The 18,066-nt window shown below is 61.5% G+C and carries 18 protein-coding genes; 9 read left to right on the top strand and 9 right to left on the bottom strand.

Going from position 1 to position 18,066, the window contains the following annotated elements; all coding sequences use genetic code 11:
- Positions 1–162: 162 nt before the first annotated feature.
- A complete protein-coding gene (locus tag HX793_RS19190; protein ID WP_177097457.1) occupies positions 163–1,026 on the bottom strand; it encodes a LysR family transcriptional regulator in 864 nt (287 codons plus the stop codon).
- A gap of 101 nt (positions 1,027–1,127) precedes the next feature.
- Here HX793_RS19190 and HX793_RS19185 point away from each other — a divergent pair, with 101 nt between their 5' ends.
- On the top strand, positions 1,128–2,132 hold the full coding sequence (locus HX793_RS19185; protein ID WP_177052200.1) for a quinone oxidoreductase family protein: 1,005 nt from the start codon (positions 1,128–1,130) through the stop codon (positions 2,130–2,132).
- A gap of 61 nt (positions 2,133–2,193) precedes the next feature.
- Here HX793_RS19185 and HX793_RS19180 read toward each other — a convergent pair whose 3' ends face one another.
- Positions 2,194–2,580 carry a hypothetical protein gene (locus HX793_RS19180; RefSeq protein ID WP_028616658.1) on the bottom strand — a complete coding sequence of 129 codons (387 nt, stop codon included), beginning with the start codon at positions 2,578–2,580 and terminating at the stop codon, positions 2,194–2,196.
- A gap of 145 nt (positions 2,581–2,725) precedes the next feature.
- A complete protein-coding gene (locus HX793_RS19175; protein WP_095015706.1) occupies positions 2,726–3,448 on the bottom strand; it encodes a pirin family protein in 723 nt (240 codons plus the stop codon).
- A gap of 180 nt (positions 3,449–3,628) precedes the next feature.
- Between HX793_RS19175 and HX793_RS19170 the strand changes: the two genes are divergently transcribed.
- Both HX793_RS19170 and HX793_RS19165 read left to right on the top strand, forming a co-directional pair.
- Positions 3,629–4,579 (top strand): GlxA family transcriptional regulator, encoded by a 951-nt coding sequence (locus tag HX793_RS19170; RefSeq protein ID WP_177052202.1) that lies wholly within the window; start codon positions 3,629–3,631, stop codon positions 4,577–4,579.
- Between the two features lie 95 nt (positions 4,580–4,674).
- Entirely contained in the window at positions 4,675–6,198 is a 1,524-nt protein-coding gene (locus tag HX793_RS19165) for an ATP-binding protein (RefSeq protein ID WP_177097455.1), read from the top strand.
- Here HX793_RS19165 and HX793_RS19160 read toward each other — a convergent pair.
- Positions 6,145–8,907, bottom strand: a complete 2,763-nt coding sequence (locus tag HX793_RS19160; RefSeq protein ID WP_177052205.1) for an ATP-binding protein — start codon at positions 8,905–8,907, stop codon at positions 6,145–6,147. The genes HX793_RS19165 and HX793_RS19160 overlap by 54 nt on opposite strands.
- Before the next feature lie 58 nt (positions 8,908–8,965).
- Positions 8,966–9,364: a helix-turn-helix domain-containing protein gene (locus tag HX793_RS19155; protein WP_016977268.1), complete on the bottom strand. Its 399-nt coding sequence runs from the start codon at positions 9,362–9,364 to the stop codon at positions 8,966–8,968.
- Between the two features lie 205 nt (positions 9,365–9,569).
- On the opposite strand from HX793_RS19155, the gene HX793_RS19150 reads away from it, so the two are divergent.
- The 4 genes from HX793_RS19150 (at position 9,570) to HX793_RS19135 (ending at position 12,697) form a co-directional block, all read left to right on the top strand.
- Positions 9,570–10,478: a LysR family transcriptional regulator gene (locus tag HX793_RS19150; protein ID WP_177052207.1), complete on the top strand. Its 909-nt coding sequence runs from the start codon at positions 9,570–9,572 to the stop codon at positions 10,476–10,478.
- Positions 10,479–10,610: 132 nt separating this feature from the next.
- Positions 10,611–11,165: a histidine phosphatase family protein gene (locus HX793_RS19145; RefSeq protein WP_177052209.1), complete on the top strand. Its 555-nt coding sequence runs from the start codon at positions 10,611–10,613 to the stop codon at positions 11,163–11,165.
- 45 nt (positions 11,166–11,210) lie between these two features.
- Positions 11,211–11,966 carry a precorrin-6A synthase (deacetylating) gene (cobF, locus tag HX793_RS19140; protein ID WP_177052211.1) on the top strand — a complete coding sequence of 252 codons (756 nt, stop codon included), beginning with the start codon at positions 11,211–11,213 and terminating at the stop codon, positions 11,964–11,966.
- An 11-nt stretch (positions 11,967–11,977) separates the two neighbouring features.
- Positions 11,978–12,697, top strand: coding sequence for an alpha/beta hydrolase (locus HX793_RS19135; protein WP_177097453.1), 720 nt, complete (start codon positions 11,978–11,980; stop codon positions 12,695–12,697).
- 131 nt (positions 12,698–12,828) lie between these two features.
- On the opposite strand, the gene HX793_RS19130 is transcribed toward HX793_RS19135, so the two are convergent.
- Together HX793_RS19130 and HX793_RS19125 are read right to left on the bottom strand one after the other, a co-directional pair.
- Positions 12,829–13,383 carry a DcrB/PsbP domain-containing protein gene (locus HX793_RS19130; RefSeq protein WP_033901600.1) on the bottom strand — a complete coding sequence of 185 codons (555 nt, stop codon included), beginning with the start codon at positions 13,381–13,383 and terminating at the stop codon, positions 12,829–12,831.
- Between the two features lie 72 nt (positions 13,384–13,455).
- Positions 13,456–15,264: a monovalent cation:proton antiporter-2 (CPA2) family protein gene (locus HX793_RS19125; RefSeq protein ID WP_095015716.1), complete on the bottom strand. Its 1,809-nt coding sequence runs from the start codon at positions 15,262–15,264 to the stop codon at positions 13,456–13,458.
- Positions 15,265–15,450: 186 nt separating this feature from the next.
- On the opposite strand from HX793_RS19125, the gene HX793_RS19120 reads away from it, so the two are divergent.
- Positions 15,451–15,756 carry an XRE family transcriptional regulator gene (locus HX793_RS19120; RefSeq protein WP_016977261.1) on the top strand — a complete coding sequence of 102 codons (306 nt, stop codon included), beginning with the start codon at positions 15,451–15,453 and terminating at the stop codon, positions 15,754–15,756.
- Positions 15,757–15,788: 32 nt separating this feature from the next.
- On the top strand, positions 15,789–16,685 hold the full coding sequence (locus HX793_RS19115) for a LysR family transcriptional regulator (RefSeq protein ID WP_308936659.1): 897 nt from the start codon (positions 15,789–15,791) through the stop codon (positions 16,683–16,685).
- Here HX793_RS19115 and HX793_RS19110 read toward each other — a convergent pair.
- Both HX793_RS19110 and HX793_RS19105 read right to left on the bottom strand, forming a co-directional pair.
- A complete protein-coding gene (locus HX793_RS19110) occupies positions 16,675–17,076 on the bottom strand; it encodes a RidA family protein (RefSeq protein WP_177052213.1) in 402 nt (133 codons plus the stop codon). The genes HX793_RS19115 and HX793_RS19110 overlap by 11 nt on opposite strands.
- Positions 17,077–17,158: 82 nt before the next feature.
- A complete protein-coding gene (locus HX793_RS19105; protein WP_177062265.1) occupies positions 17,159–18,061 on the bottom strand; it encodes an EamA family transporter in 903 nt (300 codons plus the stop codon).
- Positions 18,062–18,066 lie beyond the last annotated feature (5 nt).

Genomic DNA, 18,066 nt, shown 5'->3' with positions numbered 1-18,066 from the left:
GCCTCTCTTCCTGCCGCAGTTGTACGTTTATCTCATCTAATCACAGCTATGCGCTCAGTCGCTGAGCCATTGTGGTGTTGGCGGCGACGTCTCATCTAGCCCTAGTTTCCTTACAAAATCCTCCAGGGTCAGGGTGCTCTCAGTTTTAGTTCCCTGCATGATTCAGCGGCGTAGCTGCACTTCGCCCTCGATGCAGGCCACCAGAAACTCCATCACCACTTTTACCAAGGGCGACCGGCGCATATCCGGGTATACCGTGAGCCAGATGTCCCGTAACGGGCCGTCGGTTGCGGTGGGTAGACGGGCCAGCAGCGGGTCGTGATCGCCCACCAGGGTCGGCAATACCACGGCGCCTACCTGGGCGCGTGCCGCCATCTGTTGGGTGATCAGGTCGCTGGCGGCAAAGGCGATTTCGCGGTGGCCGCGCAACTGATGCATCCAGACCTGCTGAGGCAGGTGGTCGCGGCTGCTGTCGTAGGCGATAAATGTCCATCGTTCGGCGGGCTTTTGCAGGAAATCTGGCGGCCCATACAGCCCGAATCGCACCACACCGACCTTCCTGCGCACCAATGCCTCTTCATCGGGACGCACGGTACGCAGGGCAATATCCGCCTCGCCTTTGTCCAGTGCGGCCAATTGCGTGGAGGGCATCAACACCAGGTTCAATTGTGGGTAGTCGGCGCGCAAGCGTGCCACATGCGGCGCGATGCAGTGGTTGGCAATGGACGGTGGGCAACTGACCCGCACGGTGCCGGCCATTTCGATGGACGCCACCCGCGACAAACGCATGACCTGTGTGGCCAGGTCATCCATGCCAGTCGCCAGTTCAGCCAGGGCGATGCCCTGTGCGGTGAGAGGGCGGCTGCGCGGCAGACGGTCCACCAGTTTTACGCCCAGGGATTTTTCCAGGGCATCTACGCGGCGGCCGACCGTGGCGTGCTCCACCTGCAATTCACGGGCGGCGGCCGACAGCGACTGAGTGCGTGCCAGTACGGTGAAGTAGTACAGATCCTGCCAGTCGAACATCGGGTTATTTCCGCACAGAGGCTGGGACGGTTTGGGGAATTTTCACGCTGATGGCGTCGTTTTACCATGGCCGCCTTCCAGTGCAAACGGAGTTGTTCCCAATGAAAGCCATCACCTTGCAAACCTACGGCGGCCCGCAAGTCGCGCAATTACAGCTGGATGTGCCCAAACCGCAGTTGTTGGCGGGCCACGTGCTGATCAAAGTGGCGTGCGCCGGGATCAATTTCATGGACATTCATACGCGTCAGGGCAAATACGCCCAGTCGACGACCTACCCGGTGCGCCTGCCTTGCACCTTGGGCATGGAGGGCGCGGGCGTGGTGGTGGAAGTGGGCGAAGGTGTCGATCATCTGGCTATGGGTGACCGGGTCGCCTGGTGCATCGCCTGGGGTGCCTACGCCGAATATGCACTGGTACCCGCCGCCAAGGTCGCGCAGATTCCTAATGCCATCGCCTTCGATCAGGCGGCTGCGGCGATGTTCCAGGGCTGCACCGCGCATTATCTGATAGATGATGTGGCGCGCCTGGGCGCTGGCAGCACCTGCCTGGTGCACGCCGCCTCCGGCAGCATCGGCCAACTGTTGGTGCAGATGGCCCGGCACTTGGGCGCTACGGTGTTCGCCACCGCAAGCACCGCCGAAAAGTGTGCGATTGCCCGTGAACGTGGCGCCCATCAAGCCTGGCTGTACGACGACGGTCGCTTCGCCGACCGGGCATTGCAGGTCACGAATGGGCGGGGCGTGGATGTGGTCTTTGATTCCCTGGGCAAAAGTACGTTACGCGGCAGTTTTCGCGCTTGCCGCACACGTGGCTTGATCGTCAATTACGGCAATGTATCGGGTTCACTGACGGATCTGGACCCGATTGAACTGGGCGAAGCCGGTTCATTGTTTCTGACGCGCCCCCGGTTGGCGGACCACATGGCCGATGGCGCTACGGTGCAGCGACGGGCCAATGCCGTGTTTGCGGCGATGCTCGAAGGCGCGTTGACGGTGGAGATCGAGGGGCACTACACGTTGGAAACCGTTCAGCAGGTGCACGCACGCATCGAAGCGCGGCAACAGATTGGCAAGGCGGTGCTGTGGGTCGATCGCGGCCTGCATTAATCGAGGGCGAAAAAAAACCGGCTGATCAGGCCGGTTTGGGGTTCCCGCCAGCAGCGCGGGGTTAAACGTTGTTGCCTTGCAGGCGATCAGCGCCACCTTCGGCCAGACCACGTTCTTGCAGGCGATCAGCACCGCCTTCGGCCAGACCACGTTCTTGCAAGCGATCAGCGCCACCTTCGGCCAGACCACGCTCTTGCAGGCGATCAGCGCCGCCTTCGGCCAGACCACGTTCTTGCAGACGATCAGCGCCACCTTCGGCGACACGACGTTCCAGCAGGCGGTCCGAACCGTTTTCGGCAACGCGGTTACCTTGCAGGCGGTCTGAGCCACCTTCTGCAACACGGCTTTCGATCAGGCGATCCGAGCCGCCTTCAGCGACAACTGGGTGAGCAAATGCGTTTGCAGCAAGTACCGAGAAAGCGAGGCTAAGCAAGATTTGGCGTTTCATGTTGGTGTGCTCCAAGTATTTTAGTTGGGGTGTTGCCGGTATGGGGTTGATGTTACGCGTTGCATTTTTTAAGAGAACTTCATTGGGCTGATGGTGACTATCGACGCCAGCGATGGCTCGTTGCGACGAGCCATCGCACGCCTGGTCATGGCATCTGCGGCAGTTCTTGCGGGCGCAGATCGAACACCAGCACTTCGGCGTCCTCGCCTTGGCCCAGGCGGATCTGCCGTTCATCCCGCACGCGGGCGCCGTCGCCTTCCTGCAAGCGCTGGCCGTTGACTTCAACGCTGCCTCGGGCCACATGGATGTACACATGACGATCCGGCGCCAGGTCCAGGGTGGCGGCTTCGTCGCCGTTGAACAGCCCGGCATACACCCGTGCGTCCTGGCGCACGCTGAGGGAACCGTCGTTGCCGTCCGGCGAGATGATCAACTGCAAGCGCCCACGTTTCTGCGCCTCGCTGAAGTGCTCCTGCTGATAACGCGGTTCGGCGCCGGCTTCATTCGGCACGATCCAGATCTGCAGGAAGTGCACGCCACGGGTCTGGCTGTGGTTGAACTCGCTGTGGGCCACGCCGCTGCCGGCGCTCATCAGTTGCACATCGCCGGGGCGGATCACCGAACCGGTGCCCAAGGTATCTTTGTGTTCCAGCGCGCCTTCCAGCACATAGGAGAAAATCTCCATGTCGCGGTGCGGGTGTTGGCCAAAGCCTTTACCGGCTGCAACACGGTCATCGTTGATCACCAGCAGGTCGGAAAAGCCTTGTTCTTTCGGGTTCCAGTAGTTGGCGAACGAGAAGGTGTGAAACGACTTCAACCAACCGTGATTGGCGGCGCCGCGTTCGGAAGCTTTGCGAAGGGTCAGCATGGTCTTGTCCTCAAGTGGGAGCGGGCTGCGGCATGCAGTGCTCCGGCGTTGAGAAGAAGGTTAATGGTTAATGAATGATTCATTAATAAGCTGGAATCTGAATAACTGTCTCCTTTAGGTTGACAGTTGTGAACGTGTAATAATGGCGGCCGCATTCCTTCTCGATGGACTTTTCTCGCTATGAAAACCGTGGCCATGCCGCTGTTTCCGGACTTCCTCCTGCTCGACATGGCCGGGCCGCTCGAAGTGTTTTCCATTGCCAACCGCTACCTGCCAGCGGCGGATCACTATCAGATCCTTACCCTTGGCACCGAGCCTGGCGCGTTGCGCGCCTCCAATGGTGTCGCGGTACACACCGACTTGCTGCTGGACCAGGCCCAGGATGCCTACGACCTGCTGCTGGTGCCCGGCGGCCCTGGTGCCTACAACGAATGCCACCCCGCGCTGTTACCCTGGCTCAGGGCCGCAGCGCCACGGGCACGGCGCGTTGGTTCCATCTGCACCGGCGCCTTTGTACTCGGGTATGCAGGGCTTTTGGATGGTCACCGCGTGACCACCCACTGGCACTACACCGAGCGGCTGATCAAGGCGTTCCCCAAGGCTGTTGTGGAAACCGACCGTATCTATTTGCAGGACGGGCGGCTGATCACTTCGGGTGGCGTCACCGCCGGTATCGACCTGGCGCTGTCGGTGGTGGCCCAGGACCACGGCAAGCAGGTCGCCGTCGAAGTGGCCAAGGTGTTGCTGGTGGTGATGAAACGCCAGGGCGGCCAGGCCCAATTCAGTCCGATGACGGCGGCGGTGGCGCCTCAGGAAACGGCGATCACCCGCGTGCAGAAGCATGTGCTGGAGCATCTCGATCAGCCGTTCACCATCGAGTCCATGGCCGAACTGGCCGGCATGAGCGCGCGCCACTTCGCGCGGTTGTTTGCCAAGGATGTGCAGATGACACCCATGGCATTCCTGCAGGGCGCGCGCATCGACCGCGCCCGGCAATTGCTGGAAACCACCGACTTGCCGCTCAAGACCGTGGCGTTCCACGCGGGCTTTGGCAGCGTGCGGCACATGCGCTTTCTGTTCAGCGAAAAACTGGGCCTCAACCCGACCCAATACCGACAGCAGTTCAGTTAACGACAGAATGTCCGTCTGACGCACCCGAATGTCCGTATCGCTCCCCGTGCCAGCATTGTCCTGTCATCGCCAACTGGCAAGATAGCGGCAAGCCCATGGAAAAGGATGCGCGAACGCCCAAGGTCGGGTGTTTCAGCGCTTTTACACAGATGAACAACCCTCAGGCGATTGACGCTGATGGCACGGTGCGCTTCGGCGCCTATGTCTTTCACCGACAACAGCGTCTGGTCAGCAAGGCAGGCTGGCCGGTGCCTCTGGGCGGGCGGGCGCTGGATATCCTTACTGTGCTGCTTGAAGCGGCTGGGCAGTACATCAGCAAGGCCACCTTGATCGAGCGCGTCTGGCCGAACAGCGTGGTGGAAGAAAACAACCTGCGGGTGCACATCGCTGCACTGCGTCGCGCCCTTGACGGGCAGCGCTTCATTCTCAACGATCCGCAGCGTGGCTACTGTTTCGCCGCCCCTGTGCACGGCGTTGTGCCAGCCACGTTACCCCGGCATAACCTCGCCGTACGCCTTAGCCCGGTGATGGGCTGTGATGAACTGTTGGGTGTGCTGGTGCGACGCCTGTCCGGTCAACGCCTGATGACGCTCACTGGGTGTGCCGGCGTGGGCAAGAGCAGCCTGGCCCTGGCGTTGGCTGAGCGAGTGTTGCCGCGTTATCGGGACGGCGTGTGGTGGGTCGACCTGGCCACGGTGGAAGCGCCGATGAGCATGCTGCGCCACCTGGCTTCGGTGCTGCACCTTGAACCCTGCGCCAATGCCGCTGAACTGGGGCGGCAATTGGCGGGCCGCCAGTTGTTGCTGGTGCTCGACGGTGCCGACCTGCTGCTCGGTGCCTGCCGTCACCTGGTGCGCGTGCTACGCGAAGCGGCGCCCCAAGTGAGTGTGCTGATCAGCAGCCGTGAAGCCCTGCAAGTCCCCGGCGAATGGGTACAACGCGTGCCTCGGCTGGCGGTGCCTGCGCCATCGGCGTTGAGTCGTGTCGAAGAAGCGATGGTTTACCCCGCGGTGCAAGTGTTCGTCGCCCGAGTACGTGCTGCTCAGCAAGGCTTTGTGCTGCGACCGCAAGACTTGGCCCCTCTGCGTGACATCTGTCGACGCCTGGATGGCATTCCCCTGGCCCTGGAGCTGGCGGCCGCTCAAGTGGATGCCCTTGGCGTGCGTGGATTGCAGCAGCAACTGTGCAAAGGCGTGCAAGTGCTGAGCCGGGGCCGGCGTACGGCGGTGGAACGTCATCAATCCCTGAGCGCCGCCCTGGACTGGAGCTACCAGCGCCTGAGCCTGCCGGAGCGCTGGCTGTTCCTGCAATTGGGCTTGTTCAAGATGGCGGTCACCTTGCCCACCTTGAGCGAACTGGTCGCTGGCACCGAGCTGGAATATGCCGACTTGGCCTACCTGCTGGGGCGTCTGGTGAGCACTTCGCTGCTGACCCTCGAACCCGGGCCCGGCAATGCCCGCTACCGCTTGCTCAATTGCGTGCGCAGCTATGCGTTGGCGCAGTTGCGCGACCCGATGCAGGTCGCGCGTTTGCAGCAAGGCTATGGGCATTACCTGGGACCGTTTTCAGGCCGGCCGTTTGTCCTGCAACTCGTCGAGCAGGCCGCGTACGCGGACTAGGTCCTGGGTGGCAAAGCCCTCCGTGAACCGCGTGTAGACCGAACTCAGCAGATCGCGGGCCGGCCGCACACGGCCTTGCGCCTGCCACAGCCGTGCCAACGACGTCGCACAGCGCAACTCCCAGGCCAGCGCACCTTGCTGGTGAGCCAGGCCCAGGGCCTCCAGCAACAGTGCTTCGGCCGCACGGGCATCGGTCATGCTTTCGGCGCGTATCCGCAGGATCTCCGGGGTGCACCAACCCGCGTCGCCCGCGCGGGCGCGTTCGAACCCAGGCTCGTCCAGTGCATGGGAACCCAGCGTGACCAGGATATCCTCAATCAACCCCAGGCCTTGCAGGTCCTTGTGCCCAAGGATTCCCGCGTAGTGACCTGCCCACGTCTTGAACAACTGCACCGAATGCTTGTGGGCATGTTCCAACAGCAGTGCCTGCAGGGTCTGGGCGGTGTCTTCGTCACCGTTGTAACGGGCGATGACCACGCCTGCCAACGCCAGGGTGTAGCAGATGGAGGTGCCATGATTGATCTGCTGCGCCAGTTCCAACGCTTGGTTGGCGGTGCGCCAGGCTTGCTCGGGAAAGCCTTGCAACCACAGGATTCGCGCCAGCACCGTGAGAGAGGCAACGCTCTGGTCGTATTGCACACCGATGCCGTGGGCAAATCGGTTGAGGTGGCCGCTGTGCGCCATGCGTTGGATCACTTGCTCGGCATTGTGCCGGGCGAGTGCCTGGTTGCCGTTGTAATGCTGGGCCAGCACCCGCAGACGCTGGGCGCTGATATCCAGTTGCGGGTCGGTGCGTGGGTCGAGGCGATCAAACTGCACGCTTTGCACCAGCGCCTGACGATACTGGCCTGCACACAGGTTCACCGCCATATGCCCGGAGACCGCGCGCAGTTGCCCCGCGACATCCTCGCGTGCTTCGGCCAGGTGCCGTGCACGGACGAACGCGGCAATGGTCTGCGGGGCCCCGCCCATGGCGTGATAGGACAGGCTGCCCAGCGCCAATTGCAGTTGCATCGACAAACGGGGGCAGGGCGATGCGGCCTGGTCCATCAACGCCAGCGCCTTGTTCACGTACAAGCGGTGTTCCCTGAGCAACGACAACTCTTGCCACAGCGGCATTGCGCTGACGGTCAAGCGGATCGCCAGCAGGTGTTCGCCTGCCTGCGCGAGCCCCCAGTCGAGGGCTGCGCGGATATCTTCACGCAGCGGCGCGTAACGGTCGATCCAGGGTTGGGTGGCGACCGAATCCCAATCGTCGCGTGCCTGTTCCATTAGCGCCAGGCAACGCTCGGCATGGCGTTCGCGGGTGGCGTCAAGCTCTTGGGCGACGCTGAGCTTTTCCAGGGCGTAGGTACGGGTGATGTCCAGCAGGCGATACACCATCTCGTCATCACCGGCCTCGACATTGAGCAAGGATTTGGCGACCAATTGAGTGATTGAGCCCAGCACTTCGGCGGGTGCTACCTGTTCCCCGGCAATCACCGCCGCCGCACTGGCCAGGCTGAAACCGCCGCGAAACACCGCCAGGCGACGCAGGCAGATCTGTTCGCAGCCGGTCAGCAGCTCAAAGCTCCAGTCCAGCGTGGCGCGCAAGGTTTGATGGCGGGGCAGGGCGTTGCGCCGGCCACGGGTCAGCAGGCGGAAGTTATCCTCCATCTGCACCAATAGCCCTGGCAAGCCAAAGCGCTCGATCTGCGCCGCCACCAACTCGATCGCCAACGGAATGCCGTCCAGGCGCTGGCAGATATCAATCGCTAGCGGCAGTTCGGCTTCGCTCAGCTCAAAGCTGTCCTGATGGGACATGGCCCGCTCGATCAACAATTGCAGGGCCGGGTAGCCCAGCGCCTGGGCGCGATTGCCGGTGACGGGCGGGCAGGCCAGGGGCTCCAGGCGCTGCACGGATTCGCCTTCGGCGCGCAATGCCTCGCGACTGGTGGCCAGGATGTGCAGCCTGGGCGCATGGCGCAGCAGGGTTTCGCTGATCAGGGCGATGTCGTCGAGCAGGTGCTCACAGTTGTCGATCACCAGCAGCAACTGGCGTTCCTGCAGGCTGCGCGCAAAGGTCGCCAAGGGTTCGTGCTCGGCATAAGTGACGTCGAGCAGGCCAGCCAGGTTGGGCAGGATCATCGATGGCGCGCTCAACGGCGCCAGGTCGAACAGCCGGATGCCGTCGCGGTAATGGCCGATCAACAATTCCGCCACCCGCAGCGCGACAGTGGTCTTGCCGATGCCGCCGGCGCCGGTCAGGGTGATGAAGCGTTGTTCCGGCAGTTGCTGCACCAGGCTGTCGATCAAGGCCTGGCGGCCGATCATCCGCGTACGCCGCAACGGCAGGTTGTGGCAGGGACGTTGTGGGGCACCTTCGGTGGGCGGCGTCATCGGTTCGATGCTCAGTGGCGCAACAAAACTGTAGCCGCGCTGGGCCACGGTCACGATATAGCGCTGCCCGGCCTGGCCATCGCCCAGAGCCTTGCGCAACGCGGCCATATGCACCCGCAGGTTGCCGTCTTCCACCACGCTTTTGGGCCAGACGCGGGCGATCAATTCCTGCTTGCTCACCACATTGCCGGCCTGCTCCAGCAGGATCAGCAGGATCTCCACCGCGCGCCGTCCCAGGCGCAAAGGGCGACCCGCCTCCAGCACCAGGCGTTGGCGCGGGTGGATGCGATAGGGGCCGAAGTGCACGGCCTGGTCGCCGGGGTCGCTCATGGGTGGCCGTGCTCGGAAAGAGGGGAGCGCCCAGCATATTCCAGGTACGCACCGACCACTAGGCTGCGATCACTTGAGGCTTGTGGCGCGAGTGGTGATTTCGCCAGGTCATCGGGTTGACGCCTTCGCTGCGGGTGAACATGTGGCAAAAGTGCGCCTGGTCGCAAAAACCGCATTCCAGGCTGATTTGCGTCAGACTCAGGGACGAGCCGGTGATCAGTTCCTTGGCGCGCTGGATACGTTGTTGACGGATCCACTCCTGTGGCGACAACCCGGTGGTGCACTTGAAGGCCCGGGAAAAATGGCTGCGCGACAACGCGCAGGCCTGCGCCAGGTCGGCAATGGCCAGGCTTTCGCCGAGATTGGCCAGGATCAGTTGCTTGGCGATACGCTCGCGCCGAGGGCACAGGCCTCCGGTGGCGGACAAACGAGGGGCATATTGCTCGAGTCGGGCCATGACAAATATCCGCAGTCGATGGGAGCGTTCCCGGTGGATGGATGCAGTGTAGACGGGGCCAATCTTGTTGCCGGACCGTCCGGCTGACGAGTTAATCGTTGTTAATTTCGCCAGGTGCCGAGGTGGAAAAGACAGCACAGGCATGCAATGACGGTCGGGTTTTGCATGCTTATCTGTGCGCTTGCCAACCGTTTGGATGTTTCCCATGAACCGCAACGACCTGCGCCGCGTCGACATGAACCTGCTGGTGATTTTCGAAGCACTGATGTTCGAGAAGAACCTGACCCGGGTCGCCGAAAAACTCTTCATGGGCCAACCGGCGGTGAGCGCGGCGTTGGGGCGTCTGCGCGACCTGTTCGACGACCCGTTGCTGTTGCGCAATGGGCGGGGCATGGAGCCCACGCCACGTGCCGTGGCGATACTCAAGGAGTTGCAACCGGCCATGGACATCATTTCCGGTGCGGTCAGTCGTGCCAAGGATTTCGACCCTTCCAGCAGCTGTGCGGTGTTTCGCATTGGCCTCTCGGACGATGCCGAGTTTGGTCTGTTTCCGCCGTTGCTCAGTCAATTGCGTGAGGAGGCGCCGGGGATCGTCGTGGTCGTACGCCGAGCTAATTACCTGTTGATGTCGTCATTGCTGGCCAGTGGCGAGATTTCGGTGGGGGTGAGTTACACCACTGAGTTGCCGGCGAATGCCAAGCGCAAGAAGCTGCGGGACATTCCGTGCAAGGTCTTGCGTGGGGATGGTGGTGTCGAGCCGCTCACGCTGGATGATTACTGTGAACGCCCTCATGCAATGGTGTCGTTCTCGGGGGACTTGAGTGGCAATATCGATCTGGATTTGGCGCGGATCGGCCGGGCGCGGCGGGTGGTGTTGGCGGTACCGCAGTTCAGTGGGTTGCGGGCGTTGCTCGCCGGCACACAGATTATCGCGACGGTGCCGGATTATGCGGCGTGTGCGTTGACCGAAGGCACCTCTTTGCGGGCAGAGGATCCGCCGTTTGCGATCGAGGAGGCGCAGTTGTCGATGGTGTGGAGTGGTGTGCACGACAATGATCCGGCGGAGCGGTGGTTACGGGCACGGATTGGGGAGCATATGGCGCGGGTGGTTTGACTCGGTACATAGCGTTGGATGCGGCGCATCCAGGCTTGGGTTACCAGGTGCTCAATCTGGCACAAGGCGTTGCACCTCAGCGATAACTGCGCCAGTCTTGGGGCCTTATCTTTTGGTCTCAAGCACGCTGCAATGCACACCACTCGTTTGACACTCATTTGCCACGCCGTCACGCCTCTGCAAAAACAGGGGCGTTTTCCCGATGACGAGGCGGTGGCGATGGATTGGCGAGGCTCGGCGTTGTCGCTGGCTGAGCGCTACAAGAAAACCCGGCGACTATTGTGTGGGCCCGAGGCCAGGACGCGGCAGACGGCAGGCTTGTTCGGCGATGACGCGGTGATCGACGCTGCGTTGCGCGATGCTGATTTCGGGCAGTGGAAGGGCCAGGACATCGGTCAGTTGGAGCGTGACGCGTTGAATACGTGGCTCACCGACGCCACGTACGCGCCCCACGGTGGCGAATCGGTGGAGCAGATCTGCCTGCGGGTAGGTGAGTGGATGAAAACCCTTGAAACCCAGCCCGGTCATGTCGTGGCCATCACCCATCCCTTTGTGATCCGTGCCGCGATGTGGCACGTCATGCAGTTTCCGCTGTCGATGTTCTACCGGATCGATGTCGAACCGCTGTCCGCCACTGAGCTGCGTTTCAACAACGTCTGGCGCCTGCGCCTGGAAACTCACGCCTAGCCGCCTGAACATGGCAAAATCCACGCCCCGCAATGAGAGCAACCCATGAAACGCATCCTGATCATCGGCATTGGCGCCGGCAACCCTGACTACATCACGATGCAGGCCGTGAAGGCGCTCAACCGCACCGACGTGTTTTTCCTGATGGACAAGGGCCAGAGCAAAGACAAGTTGATCGACCTGCGTCGTGAGATCTGCGAGACCTACATCACCGAGCCCGGCTACCGCTTCGTCGAGGCCGATTGCCCCGAGCGTGTGCGTGGCGAGGTTGACTACACCACCGCCGTGCAGGACCTCAACCGCGACAAGCAGCAGACCTTCGAACGCATGATCAACGAAGAAATGGCTGACGGTGAAGTGGGCGCTTTCCTCGCCTGGGGTGATCCTGCGCTGTACGACAGCACCATTCGCATCCTGCAGGCGATCCTCGCCAGCGGCCGCAGTGAGTTCGAGTTCGAAGTGATCCCTGGCATCACCAGCGTGCAGGCCCTGGCGGCCCAACACAAAGTGCCACTGAATCGCATCGGCAAGTCTGTTGAGATCACCACCGGGCGCCGTTTGGCGGCGGGGCAGGCGAGTGATGCCGACACGTTGGTCGTAATGCTCGACGCCGAAGACTCCTACCGCAGCGTGGCGGACCAAGACTTGGAGATCTATTGGGGCGCCTACCTGGGCACACCGGATGAGATCCTGATCAGCGGCAACGTCAGCGAAGTCGCGGACGAAATCGAACGGGTGCGCAAGGCGGCACGCCTGGAAAATGGCTGGATCATGGACACTTATCTGTTACGCAAGCCCTGAGGTGATGCCCCATGCTCAAACTGTTTGTCCTGGCGCTGACGTTGGTCGTCGGCACTGCCCATGCCGACGATAGGTTACACACTGACTTGCCGCTGTCGTACCTGGAACAGACCCAAGGTGATGCGCGTAACCAGCCGCTGGTGATTTTCCTGCACGGGTTTGGCAGCAACGAGGAAAATCTGTTCGGCATCAAGGATGCGCTGCCTTCCACGTGGACTTACGTGTCGGCTCGTGCACCGATGCCAGTGGACCCCCACGGCTATCGCTGGTTTACCAAGACACCCGGCAACGGCGATTACGACGGCGAAACCGCCGACCTGCAACGCAGTGCGAAGCTGATCGAAGATTTTGTCGGCAAAGCCACCGCCAAATATCACACCCAGCCGGATCGGGTGTTCCTGGTGGGTTTCAGTCAGGGCGCAATCATGTCCTACGAGGTGGGCCTGCGCCGACCGGAACTGCTGCGCGGCATTGCGGCGTTGAGCGGCAGTGTGCTGCCGGTGCTCAAGGCTGAACTGAAGCCGGATGCGTCATTGGGCAAATTGGCGATTTTTATCGGCCATGGCACCTTGGACCAGGCACTGCCCTATGTGTCGGCGACGCGGGCGAATGAGGTGTTGACGGGGCTGGGGTTGAAGCCGGAGTTTCATGGGTACCCCGGCATGCCGCATACCATCAGCGAGGCGGAAGTGCAGGACCTGAAAGCCTGGTTGGAAAAGAGCCTGAAATAAACACCGTTAAGAAATGTGGGAGCGGGCTTGCTCGCGAATGCGGTAGGTCAGTCGAAACATTGGTGACTGACACACTGCATTCGCGAGCAAGCCCGCTCCCACTTTGGTTATGTGTTGCTTGGTAGATCGGGTTACTTGCCGCCGGTAATCTGCTTCACCAACGCCGCATGCCCCTTGGCATCATCCGCCCGCGAAATCGCCTGGATCACCAGCAGGTGATTACCCGAACCACCGAGGAACGTGGAGTTCAGCGTTTTGCCGCCGCCTTGGGTGGCGGTGCTGTCCACCTGGCGCAGGCCGAGGCCTTTGAACGTCAGTTTCTTCTCGCTCTGTTTCTTGAAGTCAGGCAGTGCGGCGCTCTGGTCCTTGACGAACCCGGCCACGGCGCCGTCCAGGAATTGCGCGTCGTTGTCGCCGATGGTTACCCCGTCGTTACGTACGGTTTCGGCGACGATCACCACACTTTTTGTGGTCTGGTTGGCGTACATCGTGCCCTGGGTATCGGCGGTGCCATCTTCAGCCTTGCCAGCCGGCAGGGTGTCGGCGGCGTAGGCCTTGGGCAGGTTGAAGGTGAACTTGCCACCCAAGGTGGAGATGGTTTGCGTGGTCGGCTTGGACGCGGCGAATGCGCTACCAGCAGTCAATGCGAGGGCCAGCAGGACGGCAGTCTTGGTGAAAGTGGCCATGAAGCGCTCCAGGGGTGAACGAAATTGCGCCGTATTCTGTCAGAATTTTCGCAAAATCGTTCATCCATAGCCTCACACCTTGTCGGACTCTTCCTCAAGTCGGTCCATCTCAAACAGCCGCGCCAGTTCTGCCCGGGCCTCCTGGGCGGTTTGCATCACTTTGGCGGCGTCGTCGTACACCGCGTGTTGTGCGGCCAGCACTTGCAGGTCGTGGTTCTTGAAGCGGGTGATGCGCGCATCGGCCTGGGCCTGGCTCAAACCCAGGCCGACCAACGTGCGGCGGCTCATTTCCAGGCTGGAGTAGAAGGTCTCGCGAATCGGTGACGCGTCCAGGTCCACCAGGCGGTGCACGTGTTGGCGGTTACGGGCGCGGGCGATGATCTTCATGTGCGGGTAGAGGTTGCGCACCAGTTCGGCGGTCTTGATGTTGATTTCCGGGTCGTCCATGGCGATCACGAAGAACTCCGCCTGGTCGACTTTGGCTGCGTGCAGAATCTCGGGGCGTTGCGGGTCGCCGTAGAACACCGGCATGCCGCCGAAGCTGCGGGTCAGCTCGATGGTTTCCACCGAAGTGTCCAAGGCGATGAACGAGATGTTCTGCGCACGCAGGATCCGCGCGACGATCTGGCCCATACGGCCCATGCCGGCGATGACCACGCGGGGTGCGTCGCTTTCGATGGTGCGGTATTCCTCGGGGATTTCCACCGGCTTGGCCTTGGGCTTGAACAGCTTCGGGCACACCAACAGCAACAGCGGCGTCACCGCCATGGAGAGGGTAATGGTCAGGACCAGGATGTCGTACAGGTGCGGTTCGAACAGGCCTTGGTCGCGGCCGATCTTGAATACCACGAAGGCGAATTCACCACCCGCCGCCAGCACCACGCCCAGGCGCAGGGCGCTTTCGCGATTGAGGTCGCCCACCAGCCGGCCTACGGCGTAGAGCAAGGGCAGCTTCAGGCCGATCAGCAGCAACGTCAGGCCGATCACCACCAGCGGCGAGCTGAGCAGCAGGCTGAGGTTGGCGCCCATGCCCACGCTGATAAAGAACAGGCCCAGCAGCAGGCCCTTGAACGGTTCGATCTGGGATTCCAGTTCGTGGCGGTATTCCGAGTCCGCCAGCAACAGGCCGGCGAGGAAGGCGCCGAGGGCCATGGACACGCCCACCAACTCCATCAACCAGGCCGTGCCAATCACCACCAACAGCGCGGTGGCGGTGGACACTTCGCGCAGGCCAGTCTTGGCGACGATGCGGAACACCGGCCGCAACAGGTAGCGTCCGCCAATGATCACCACCGCAATGCTGCCGAGAATTTGCAACACATGCTGCAGGCCCTGGGCTTCGGTGGTCGGGTGATCGCTACCGGCCAGCAGCGGCACCATGGCGATCAGCGGGATCGCTGCGATGTCCTGGAACAGCAGAATCGCAAAGGCCAGGCGGCCGTGGGGCTGGTTCAGTTCCTTGCGCTCGGCCAGGCTTTGCAGGCCAAACGCGGTGGACGACAGCGCCAGGCCCAGACCGAGCACGATTGCGCTGTTCCACGACTGGCCAAACAGCCACAACGCCACCACGCCCATCACTAGGCCCGTGAGCAGCACCTGCGCCAGACCGACGCCGAACACCGCCTTGCGCATCACCCACAACCGCTTGGGCGACAGTTCCAGACCGATGATGAACAGCAGCAACACCACGCCCAGTTCGGAAAATTGCGCGACGCTTTGCGGATTGCCGACCAAACCCAACACCGACGGGCCAATGATCACACCGGCGAACAGATAGCCCAGCACCGCGCCCAGTTGCAGGCGTTTGGCCAGGGGCACGGTCAGCACGGCGGCGAGCAGGAACACCACGGCTGCTTGTAACAGGTTGCCTTCATGGGGCATTGCGAACTCCAGGATCTTTAAAGCCAATCAACAGGGGTGTATTAGAGCGCTTTTTACATTTCGAAAATTGTGTTTTTGAGCGGGGTGGGTAGAGACTCAGGTAAAGCGCTTTTTGACAGGTTGAATTTATTATTCCTTTGGTGGAATATTTGGTTAGGTTGAATTCTGGTTGGGAGGGCCGTCACCATGGCTAAGAAATTCGCTGAACTGCAAGCGCGCATGACGTCGCAATCCCGCGCCGAAGCCAAGCTGTTGTTCCAGCAGCATCTGCAGGAAATGCCGCTGCATGAGTTGCGCAAAGCTCAGCAACTAAGCCAGGCGAGCCTGGCCAAAGCACTGAACATCAACCAGGCGGCCGTCTCCAAGATGGAGCGGCGCACCGACATGTACATCAGCACGTTGCGCGACTATATCCGCGCGATGGGCGGCGAGTTGGAGATTATTGCCACGTTTCCCGATGGTCAGGTCAAGATCGACAATTTCGCCTGCTGAAAGCGGTTGCAGCTATCCAGAAGGTCATCCTTGTGAACCAACTTCTCGCCATGCGTGCCTTTGTTCGCGTTGTTGAAACCAGCTCATTCAGTCGTGCCTCCGACCAGTTGGCACTGCCGCGCTCCACCGTGAGCAAGCTGATCACCGACCTTGAGAAGCACCTCGGCATCAAGCTGATGCACCGCACCACACGGGCTCTGGCGCCAACGTCCGAGGGGTTGGAGTATTACCAGCATGCCCGGCGGTTGGTGGCAGAGCTGGATGAAGTAGACAGTGCCATTCGCGGGCAAGTCCTCAAGCCTGGCGGGCATCTGCGGGTGGATGCGCCGGCGTCGTTTGCCAATTGCCTGCTGATTCCGGCGCTGGTGGATTTTCATCGCGAATATCCCGACATCACGGTCGCCTTGGGCATCAGTGATCGCGCGGTGAATATCGTGGGGGAGGGTGTGGATTGTGTGATCCGGGCCGGTCAGCTCGATGACATGGCGATGATCGGGCGCAAGGTGGCCGACCTGGAGTATCTGACCTGCGCCGCGCCCGACTACCTGGCGCGCCGAGGCATGCCGGTTTCCCCGGAGGATTTGGCGCACAACCACCTCAAGGCCGGTTATTTTTTTGCCGGATCCGGTAAGGCGGAGCCACTGATTTTCGAGCAGGGCGACAGGCGCATTGAAGTGGGCGATTGCGCCTATTCCACCAATGAAGGCAATGGCCTCAAGGAAATGCTGCTCGCCGGCTTGGGCGTCGGGCAGCATTTCAAAGCCATCGTTCAGTACTACGTGGACAACGGCCAACTGGTCAATGTGCTGCCGCAGTGGTCGCGTCCGGCCACGCCGCTGCACATCCTCTATCCACCCAATCGTCACCAGAGCGCGCGACTCAAGGTGTTTGTCGAATGGGTGATTCGCAGGTTCGGGGTCAGGGAATAATCGCGGTCACGCGGATTTCCACGCGCATGGTTGGCAGGCCCAGGGCCTCGACACCGACTTGCGTCCAGATCGGCGCATGGTGGGGCATGTAATGGCGGTAGTGTTTGACCATCGCTTCGTTGACTTCGGGTGGGAAACCGCCGACGTGGTAGGAGTTGACGTGAATCACGTGCTCCCAACTGGCGCCGGCAGTAGCAAGGGTGCGTTCCAGGTTGTGGAACGCCTGGGCGATCTCGTCGGCCAGGTCGGCGGGGATCTGGAATTCATCATCCCAGCCGCCCTGGCCTGAGGTTTCCACGCGATTGCCGACTTTTACCGCCTGCGAGTAATGCAGGTGCTCGCGCATGTAATCGCCGTAGCCGGGGGTGACAAAAAATTCAGGCATGCTCATGGTATTTCCTTGGGTTCAGTACAGGACTGGACCCAGGCTAAAGCACTCAATACGCGAACAAAATCCAGAATTTATGCCATGACTATCTATCCATATGGACAATCGCCTGCGGTTCCACGGGCGCGAGGTTGACTGGCCTGCGGTACAGGCCCACCGCCAGCCCGATGATGATGATCCCAATCGAGATCAGGTTCGGCGTGGAAATACGCTCATCGAGGATCAGCATCGAGCTGGTGATGCCGAACACCGGAATCAGCAACGACAGCGGCGCCACGGTGGACACCGGGTACAGCTTGAGCAACGAGTTCCAGCCCCAGTAGGCAAAGTGCGTGGCCAGGTACACCTGGAACAGGATCGACAACACCGCCGTCAGGTCGAGGCTGGCCTGCAAACCTTCGAACGCGGCGCTGCCGTGCATCAACCAGGCCGTAAGGAACAGCGGGATCGGCGGGATCAGGCTGGCCCACACCATGAACGAGAAGATCTCCTTGACCCCGGATTTCTTGATGATCACGTTGCCGACGCTCCAGGCTACCGCGCTGAGCACGATCAGCATGACGCCCAGCACCGCATGGTTGCCTTCCTGGGTCGAGATGATTCCTGCCAAGCCGATCAAGGCCAGCACGGCGCCGAGCATTTGCGCACCACGGATTTTCTCCTTGAACAGCACAAAGCCCCAGCCCATGGTGAAGAACACGCTGAGCTGAATGATCAATGAGGCAATACCGGGGCTCACGCCCACCTGGATGCCATAGTTGATCACGCCCCACATGCCCAGCCCGAAGATAAAGCCATAGGCCGCCACGTAGCTGAACTTGACGGCAGGGCGCTTGATAAAGAACACCAGCGGCAGCGCGGCGAGGGCAAAGCGGATACCCGTGAGTACAAACGGGTCGATGGCACGCAGGCCGAGCTTGGTGATGGGGAAGTTGACCCCCCATACCAGGGTGACGAGCACGGCAAGAGACAGATGTTTTTTCAGCATGGACC

Origin of the sequence: Pseudomonas reactans (genome assembly GCF_013387025.1) — a bacterium.
In the GTDB taxonomy this organism is placed as follows: Bacteria; Pseudomonadota; Gammaproteobacteria; order Pseudomonadales; family Pseudomonadaceae; genus Aquipseudomonas; species Aquipseudomonas reactans.
This window is presented reverse-complemented; position numbering and strand designations above follow the sequence as displayed.

Excerpts from the sequence above, each read along its gene's own strand:
- HX793_RS19190 (WP_177097457.1), bottom strand. The coding sequence starts at position 1,026 with ATGTTCGACTGGCAGGATCTGTACTACTTCACCGTACTGGCACGCACT.
- HX793_RS19185 (WP_177052200.1), top strand. The coding sequence starts at position 1,128 with ATGAAAGCCATCACCTTGCAAACCTACGGCGGCCCGCAAGTCGCGCAA.
- HX793_RS19180 (WP_028616658.1), bottom strand. The coding sequence starts at position 2,580 with ATGAAACGCCAAATCTTGCTTAGCCTCGCTTTCTCGGTACTTGCTGCA.
- HX793_RS19175 (WP_095015706.1), bottom strand. The coding sequence starts at position 3,448 with ATGCTGACCCTTCGCAAAGCTTCCGAACGCGGCGCCGCCAATCACGGT.
- HX793_RS19170 (WP_177052202.1), top strand. The coding sequence starts at position 3,629 with ATGAAAACCGTGGCCATGCCGCTGTTTCCGGACTTCCTCCTGCTCGAC.
- HX793_RS19165 (WP_177097455.1), top strand. The coding sequence starts at position 4,675 with ATGGAAAAGGATGCGCGAACGCCCAAGGTCGGGTGTTTCAGCGCTTTT.
- HX793_RS19160 (WP_177052205.1), bottom strand. The coding sequence starts at position 8,907 with ATGAGCGACCCCGGCGACCAGGCCGTGCACTTCGGCCCCTATCGCATC.
- HX793_RS19155 (WP_016977268.1), bottom strand. The coding sequence starts at position 9,364 with ATGGCCCGACTCGAGCAATATGCCCCTCGTTTGTCCGCCACCGGAGGC.
- HX793_RS19150 (WP_177052207.1), top strand. The coding sequence starts at position 9,570 with ATGAACCGCAACGACCTGCGCCGCGTCGACATGAACCTGCTGGTGATT.
- HX793_RS19145 (WP_177052209.1), top strand. The coding sequence starts at position 10,611 with ATGCACACCACTCGTTTGACACTCATTTGCCACGCCGTCACGCCTCTG.
- cobF (WP_177052211.1), top strand. The coding sequence starts at position 11,211 with ATGAAACGCATCCTGATCATCGGCATTGGCGCCGGCAACCCTGACTAC.
- HX793_RS19135 (WP_177097453.1), top strand. The coding sequence starts at position 11,978 with ATGCTCAAACTGTTTGTCCTGGCGCTGACGTTGGTCGTCGGCACTGCC.
- HX793_RS19130 (WP_033901600.1), bottom strand. The coding sequence starts at position 13,383 with ATGGCCACTTTCACCAAGACTGCCGTCCTGCTGGCCCTCGCATTGACT.
- HX793_RS19125 (WP_095015716.1), bottom strand. The coding sequence starts at position 15,264 with ATGCCCCATGAAGGCAACCTGTTACAAGCAGCCGTGGTGTTCCTGCTC.
- HX793_RS19120 (WP_016977261.1), top strand. The coding sequence starts at position 15,451 with ATGGCTAAGAAATTCGCTGAACTGCAAGCGCGCATGACGTCGCAATCC.
- HX793_RS19110 (WP_177052213.1), bottom strand. The coding sequence starts at position 17,076 with ATGAGCATGCCTGAATTTTTTGTCACCCCCGGCTACGGCGATTACATG.
- HX793_RS19105 (WP_177062265.1), bottom strand. The coding sequence starts at position 18,061 with ATGCTGAAAAAACATCTGTCTCTTGCCGTGCTCGTCACCCTGGTATGG.